The sequence below is a fragment of the Desulfocastanea catecholica genome (assembly GCF_054657295.1).
Window position 1 is genome coordinate 1 of sequence record NZ_BAAHYZ010000059.1, and the last position, 6,971, is coordinate 6,971.

A 6,971-nucleotide genomic window follows, 5' to 3' on the forward strand; every position below is an offset into this window, starting at 1 on the left:
TGATGGCTTCAAAAAGATAGCCGCCTCCTTTTACTAAAGGGCTCATAGGTACCTCCTCACAGTAACTGTCTGACATAAAGACTTAGTATATTGGTTGCTTGAATTAATAGGTTGAGTATTTTCAGTTATTTAGAGTTTTAGAGGGAATTGCTGATTGCGGTTGACTAAATCCACTTTCTCTGTTATTTGGTAATATTCAATGAAAATTTTTCGAAATATGTTGTTTATGTATCATATTATTTCGAATCATGGTATAAAAAAGGGTATTAATACAATTTTACTGTTTCAGGGGGCAGAATCAAAACATACTTAAAAATAGATCTGTCCACCTGCGGGATGGTTTTTTGTCCACTTTGTGAATTGTGCATGCAAAATTAAAAAAGGAGATATTATTATGCCAAGACCTAAATTAGTTAATCCCATAGTGATGCGTAATCTGACAGTATTGACGCCGAGATTGAAAAAACTTAAGAAAGAATATGAGGATGCACCGGTAGTGGTATGTCCTGAAAGTTCTTTCTCGTTTACCAAGTCGTACTCAGAAACAGAAGGGCTTCCCCTTCCTTTAAGGTATTCCATGGCCTTCAAGACCATAATGGAAGAAACTCCTATTCTTTTGAGAGAAGGCGAACTGATTGCTGGTTCTTTGACAAAAGCCATCAGGGGGGCCGATGTACTTGCCTGTGAGTGCCCCCTGCAAATTCTTGCAGCAGTCAAGAAAGGTAAATTTACCCGTAAAATGAGTGAATGGACCGAAGCAGATATCGATCCGGAGGATGTGGATCGTCTTAGGAAGGACGCCGAATACTGGGCGGAACGTCTACCGGTTAACGAGGTAAATAAACGCCTGATTGAGGAACTTGGCGAAGAACATATGGATATTATGATGGACCGGGCTATGGTACTCGAAGGGATTCCACTGAGAGCCGACCCTGAAATGGGTATCTGGGGTCCGATGTTCCCTGAGACAATCGGCAGAGGCAGAACAGGTTATCGCGGCAGAATAGTGCACAAAGGTCTGAATAATGTTATTGCCGACTGCAAGGCAGAGCTTAAAAAAATGGATGCGGAAGGGGCCTTTATTAACCCCGCGCATAACCCCAAGCCTTATGATAAGCGAGCTCTCCTGAAAGCAATGATTATCAGCTGCGAAGCGGTCATCACATGGGCGAAGCGTTATGCCGAGCTGGCCAGAACCCAGGCCGCCCAAGCCAAAGACCCCCAACGGAAAAAAGAATTGGAAAAAATTGCAGCCAACTGTGAATGGGTTCCGGCCAACCCGCCCCGGGACTATTGGGAATGTGTACAGTCCATTCGTTTTCTGCACGCTGCTGCACAAAAAGAAAAGCCTTTTAGAAAAGAGAGTTCCTTGGGTCAACTAGATCAGGACTTATACCCTTATTATGAAAAAGATATCGCCGCTGGAAAAATAACCCGTAATGAAGCTGCCGAACTGCTGGGTTGCTTCTGGCTGAAGACCAGGGAAGGCGAGGGCTACGATCCGGAAGACCGAAAGGTGGCACACTCCCAGGGGACATTTTTGCCGAATGTTACCATTTGTGGACGGAACGAAAAAGGTGATGACTGGACCAATGAGTGCAGTTGGCTGATCCTAAAAGTAATGGCCGAAATGAAGTTTTCCGAGCCAACCGTTTACATCAGATACCATGATGGAATGAAAAACGATTTCCTTCTCTTTGCTTTGGAAGCCAACATGGAGCATCGCGGTGGTTGTCCTGCGTTTCTCGATGATGAATCCGGAACGAGGCGGTTTGTAGCTCGTGGCATACCCCTCAGCGAGGCTTGCCAGTGGAATGCCAGCGGTTGTCTGTCTTATCACTTGGAATGTGCGCAGCATATCGGTGGCTTTCAGCACCTGAATCAGATGAAAATTTTGGAAGTCGCTTTGCATAACGGGTATGATCCTAGGACGAAGAAACAAGTGGGTCCTAAAACAGGTGAAGTAACCAAAATGACCAGCCTGGAAGAGATCATGGACGCCTACTTCAAACAGGAAGACCATTTTGCGTGGCGCCTGAACAGAGATTATGAAATCAGACAAAGTTATGAGCTGAATCACCCGCTGGTCAGCGGACTGAACTGCTCCTATTTCTGGGACACAGCGATACCTTACGGCTTGCATCCGCTCAAAGGCGGAACACCTTACCCCATTACCACTGTGATGTGGGTCGGTGATCGTGGAACAACGGATGTTGCAGAGGTTTTCGCAGCTATCAAATATGTTGTATTCGATCAAAAGAAGGCCACCATGGAAGAATTGATGACAGCCATTAAAGCGAACTGGGAAGGATATGAGGATCTTCGCGAGTTGTGTTTGAAAGCACCGAAGTACGGTAATGATGACGAATATATTGATGACATATTTGAATATGTTCAAGAGAAAAACTCTGAGATCATGCAGAAAAGACCTGATCCCATCACAGGGTTGAAGCCGTTCCTTTTTAAAGGCGCCGCGTCCGCTCACGTCGTTGTGGGGATGGTGACTGGTGCACTGCCGAACGGACGTAAAGCTGGAACCCCGGTGAATGATGGCGCATTGTCCGCCAAGCCCGGCGCGGATGTGAACGGACCGTCTGCGTTGCTTAACTCGGCTTCAAGATTCAACTTTTGGCAATACGTGGGCGGTGTGCTCAATATGAAGTTTACCAAGGATCTGCTTAATACGCCTGAAAAGCTAACCAATCTGATTGCCCTGCTAAGAACGTTTTTCGAGAATAACGGTTGGCACATTCAGTTTAACATTCACAGTCAGGAAGAACTTATTGAAGCCCAAAAAAAGCCTGATGAATACAAAAATCTACTGGTCAGGGTGGGTGGCTACAGCGCTAACTTCGTAGATCTACCCGGCAGTTTGCAGGATGAAATTATTGCCAGAACACCCCATAGTGCATAAGGGTTAAGTTCGCATTAAAAGAAGAGGCAGGTCCCAAAAGACCTGCCTCAATCTTGAAATGGATTTTTTACTCAGTGTCATGGTGATAGGCCGCTGAATTAAAATCTTGAAGGAGGGTTATAAGCCTTGGGAAATGACGATATGAACATAAAAGGCTATGTTTATAATATTCAACGTTATTGTGTGGATGACGGACCCGGGATTAGAACGACTATTTTTTTGAAAGGGTGTTCACTTAGATGTATCTGGTGCGCCAATCCGGAATCACAGAAACTTTTGCCGGAGGTCGGTTATCGGGCTTCTGTCTGTAAAAAATGTGGCCAGTGTGCAAAGATATGTACAAAAGGAGCTATTCGCTTGGAAGGGGAAAAGCTTAATATAGATCGAAGTTTGTGTGATAATTGCGGAGATTGTGTTAAGGCCTGCATTTATAGCGCCCAAGATTTTTACGGAAAAGAGATGACGGTAGAAGAAGTATTTAAACAGGCAGAAAAGGACCTGCAATACTATATGAGTTCAAATGGGGGCGTAACCGTTTCAGGTGGTGAACCTTTAATGCATGCAGACTTTACATCCACACTGTTAAAAAAATGCCAAGCCGAAGGAATTCATACCTGTATAGAAACCAGTGGTTTCGGAACTGAAGAACAGTTAAATAAGGTTTTGCCGTTTGTTTCACTGTTTCTGTTTGACCTGAAGCACATGGATAGCGCGATCCATAAAAAGTTAACAGGCCAGCCCAACGAACCGATTCTACGAAACTTAAGGATAATCGCTGAAAAAGAAGGGGTGCCGTTGGTTATTCGAATCCCTCTTATACCGACCTACAACGACTCCAAGGAAAATATAACCGCCATTGCAGATACAGTGGTCAGCCTGAAAAGATCTGTTGATGTTGAGATTATGCCTTATCACAACTATGGTGAGAACAAATACGAAATAATTAACCGTTCCTATCTGCTAAAAGATTTAGAAAAACCCTCTATGGATAAACTAAAAAAAACAAAAGAAATATTTAAATCACGGGGAATTGACTGTTTGGTTCGGCACAACAATTCATGAATGCCCTATTGGGAAACCATTGCTATATCATTCAAATGTCCGATGCCAAACAGAGTATTTATTCTTAAAGGAGGTGCTGAGAGTGAAAGAAAGTGTCATGTTGTTGTGATGATGCAGATAAATTTGAGCTCAAAACCGCATGTACAGACTATGCCGCACAAATTACAGCAACACCCTCCTGTATCGAAGGACCAAGGTACCTTAGAAACATAATAAAAATGAATACAAATGAACAATAACAAGGATCGATGTGGGGAAAAAAGAACTTATTTCAAATATCATATCACTGGAATGGAAGATGTTTCATGACGTGCAAAATATCGGAGGGCGGGCTTCTTGTCAAAATAATCCAAAAACATTTGAAATTATGAGGCACTCTCAAGCAATGAGCTGGTCTGAAAGCACATTGGAAAGCTATTTAGGCGACTTGAAAAACGCCGAGAGCTACGGCAGGAATATGATCACAGAAAAATATGCACGGATGATGGCATTCACTTCTCCCGATGAGTATCGTGAACTCAAGAACCATCTTCCACCCGTTGAACCCGGTGTTGCCGCTATCATTGAAGAGGTCATCGAACAGGTTCTAGTCTGGGAAGAAGCATTGATTGAGCGATACCCCTATGTCTGCAAAAGATGTCGTCCCCTTTATAGTCAAGAGGATAATATAAACGTCACCTCCTTAGAAACATATCTTCGCGGTGAACTTTTAACATTTTCTTTAAAAACAATAAAACTCTATCAGCAGGATATTAAAAGCTATGCTGCAGAAAACGCGAACATGTCTGAACTCATTTTGGAAGAAACCTTGAAAAAATACGGTTTTGATTCATTAGTTGCTGCCAATGAACGATTGAAAAGAGAACTGTCATGAACGAAGAATAAAAACAGCATGTTTTATGAGCCCAAAGACTAAGGTGTAAAAGTCAAGAACCTCCCGAACAGTCAGCCTTCTCGGGCGGTAATTAAGCAGCGCCCTTTTTCATTTGTCATCTAATCAACAACCCCATTTCAAACGTTTCAATGGGCCGACGTCCCTGGTTGCGGTAACCCCGGTGGGGCCTTTTATAGTTATATTCATGCAGCCACTTGTCCAGATCCTCCTGAATCGCTGCAATTGAATTATACATTTTTTTACGGAAAGCGGTCCAGGGATGGGTGGTTTGTCGATCAGGTCTTCAAGTCCGAACTCCTGGAAGGATCTTTTGTATTCGTAGAATTGGCTTCTGGATACTTTGTGCATCCGGCAGGTCTTGGATACGTTCCCCAATTTTTCAGTAAGTTGTAGCAAAGTCAGTCTCTTTTTGTGCTAATTTGTGTGTTTGGCGCTGCACGACGGAGAGGGTAAGCAATCTTTACACGATAGAAAGGTCAATCTCATCGAGGAAATCAGTCAACACATCATTTTAGAACTAAATAAACAATCCTTAAGTAATTCTCTCGGTGACTTTTTGCTTGATCATGGTCCGTTGGTTCATGCAAAAATAAAGGAACCTAAAATTAGAGCGATTAATGTTTGGATTGAATAACCAGGGATAAGCCTAACGTATGTCTTCCTCCAGTAGAACCGAAAATGACAGATTATGGTGTATGTCGTATTTTCTGATCATGCTGGTTAATTTTTTTTTCTTCCTGGTTCATTACATGTCCCTGACCTTGCTGCCCCTATATGCACTGCATATCGGCGGCAACAATACTCATGCTGGACTGATGACGGGCGTATTTACCATGTCGGCGCTGCTGTTCAGGCCGCTCGTCGGAAAAATCGTCGATACAAAAGGAAGAAAGCCGGTGATGATAGGCGGGCTTCTGATAATCGGTATTATCTCGTTTTCCTACATATATTGCAACAGTATCAATCGGCTGCTGGTTCTCCGGTTACTCCAGGGGATCGGGTTTAGTGCCGGAACAACAGCTATTACAACTGTGTTGACAGATATCCTCCCGATAAAACGAATGACAGAAGGTATAGGGTATTTCGGTCTTTCCAATGCGGTGGCACAGGCACTAGGTCCCATGTTGGGCTTGTATATTATAGTTCGACCGGGATACGCTGCTGTGTTTTTGATAATGGCTGCCATATCTATAATCGGCCTTGTCTGTGTTTTTTTTGTCAAGGATACGAATGGCTTCGGACATCAAAAGGATCTGCCCGCTGGCAGCGTAAAATCCCCTTCGAAAAAAAAGGCTTGGTTTATCGAACCGGTGCTGACTGCGCCGGCAGTGCTGATATTGTTTCTTACAACGGCCAACGGTGGGATACAGACTTTTGTGTCCAAATATGCATTCTCGATGGGCATTATAGATATAGGGCCTTTTTTTGCCGTCTTTGCTTTTTCCGCTATGATTTCCAGGATTTTTGCCGGTAAAATATCTTATCGTTTGGGTTTGGGCAGTGTTGTGGTGATAGGGATGTCCAGCATGCTGGTTTCCCAGCTGATACTGGTTTGTGCTGCATATCTATGGGTTTTCCTGGCAGCAGCAGTCTTTTACGGACTAGGGCTGGGACTTGCGATGCCCGGCTTAAATTCCATTTTTGTCCTGCTGGCCTCCCCGGACCGCAAGGGAAGAGCGATTGCTTTATTTTACAGCGCCATTGATTTGGGCATCGGCGGCAGTTCGATTTTGTGGGGTGTGGTATCCCAGGCCTATGGATTCCCGGTTATTTACCTGTCGACAGCCGTGTGCTGTCTAGTTGCTATTTTTATTTTTTGCCTGTCTGTGGGCCGACAGGGTCTGTCCATGCCAGTCCATAAAACCCAGCACTAGAGGCTGGGAGCGGCAAAATAGATATTTGATTATTGGGTGCAATTAAACAAACGGCTCAAAAGTTCCATAGGATTTTGCATTAATCCGCCGCCAGCAAGATTTTCAGTGAATTTTTGACCTCCAAAATTTAGCCCAGTTCCAGACCCGAATTTTTTGGAGGTGTCAAACCCATCGAATCGACTATGGGGTTTGAGGTGCAGTGGAACGAAACTTGACATCCTCCACA

6 protein-coding genes are annotated in these 6,971 nt (G+C 44.0%); 4 read left to right on the forward strand and 2 right to left on the reverse strand.

Annotation, left to right across the window (positions count from 1 at the left end; translation table 11 throughout):
* Window positions 1-394 precede the first annotated feature (394 nt).
* The 3 genes from ACYQ8U_RS22250 to ACYQ8U_RS22260 all read left to right on the forward strand — a co-directional run bounded on the left by ACYQ8U_RS22250 (window position 395) and on the right by ACYQ8U_RS22260 (window position 4,850).
* Window positions 395-2,914 (forward strand): pyruvate formate lyase family protein, encoded by a 2,520-nt coding sequence (locus ACYQ8U_RS22250; RefSeq protein ID WP_459947760.1) that lies wholly within the window; start codon window positions 395-397, stop codon window positions 2,912-2,914.
* A gap of 141 nt (window positions 2,915-3,055) precedes the next feature.
* Window positions 3,056-3,976, forward strand: coding sequence for a glycyl-radical enzyme activating protein (locus ACYQ8U_RS22255; protein WP_459947761.1), 921 nt, complete (start codon window positions 3,056-3,058; stop codon window positions 3,974-3,976).
* A gap of 250 nt (window positions 3,977-4,226) precedes the next feature.
* Complete coding sequence (locus ACYQ8U_RS22260) at window positions 4,227-4,850, forward strand: DUF4125 family protein (RefSeq protein ID WP_459947762.1); 624 nt, start codon at window positions 4,227-4,229, stop codon at window positions 4,848-4,850.
* 123 nt (window positions 4,851-4,973) lie between these two features.
* On the opposite strand, the gene ACYQ8U_RS22265 is transcribed toward ACYQ8U_RS22260, so the two are convergent.
* Entirely contained in the window at window positions 4,974-5,273 is a 300-nt protein-coding gene (locus ACYQ8U_RS22265; RefSeq protein WP_488193406.1) for a helix-turn-helix domain-containing protein, read from the reverse strand.
* Window positions 5,274-5,584: 311 nt separating this feature from the next.
* Between ACYQ8U_RS22265 and ACYQ8U_RS22270 the strand changes: the two genes are divergently transcribed.
* Window positions 5,585-6,745: an MFS transporter gene (locus ACYQ8U_RS22270; RefSeq protein ID WP_459947764.1), complete on the forward strand. Its 1,161-nt coding sequence runs from the start codon at window positions 5,585-5,587 to the stop codon at window positions 6,743-6,745.
* Window positions 6,746-6,774: 29 nt separating this feature from the next.
* Here ACYQ8U_RS22270 and ACYQ8U_RS22275 read toward each other — a convergent pair.
* On the reverse strand, window positions 6,775-6,971 hold a 197-nt coding region (locus ACYQ8U_RS22275; protein WP_459947765.1), incomplete at its 5' end, for a hypothetical protein.

What these genes read in the sequence shown, in the direction of transcription:
- ACYQ8U_RS22270 (WP_459947764.1), top strand. Translation starts at nt 5,585, where the DNA reads ATGCTGGTTAATTTTTTTTTCTTCCTGGTTCATTACATGTCCCTGACC.
- ACYQ8U_RS22255 (WP_459947761.1), top strand. Translation starts at nt 3,056, where the DNA reads ATGAACATAAAAGGCTATGTTTATAATATTCAACGTTATTGTGTGGAT.
- ACYQ8U_RS22250 (WP_459947760.1), top strand. Translation starts at nt 395, where the DNA reads ATGCCAAGACCTAAATTAGTTAATCCCATAGTGATGCGTAATCTGACA.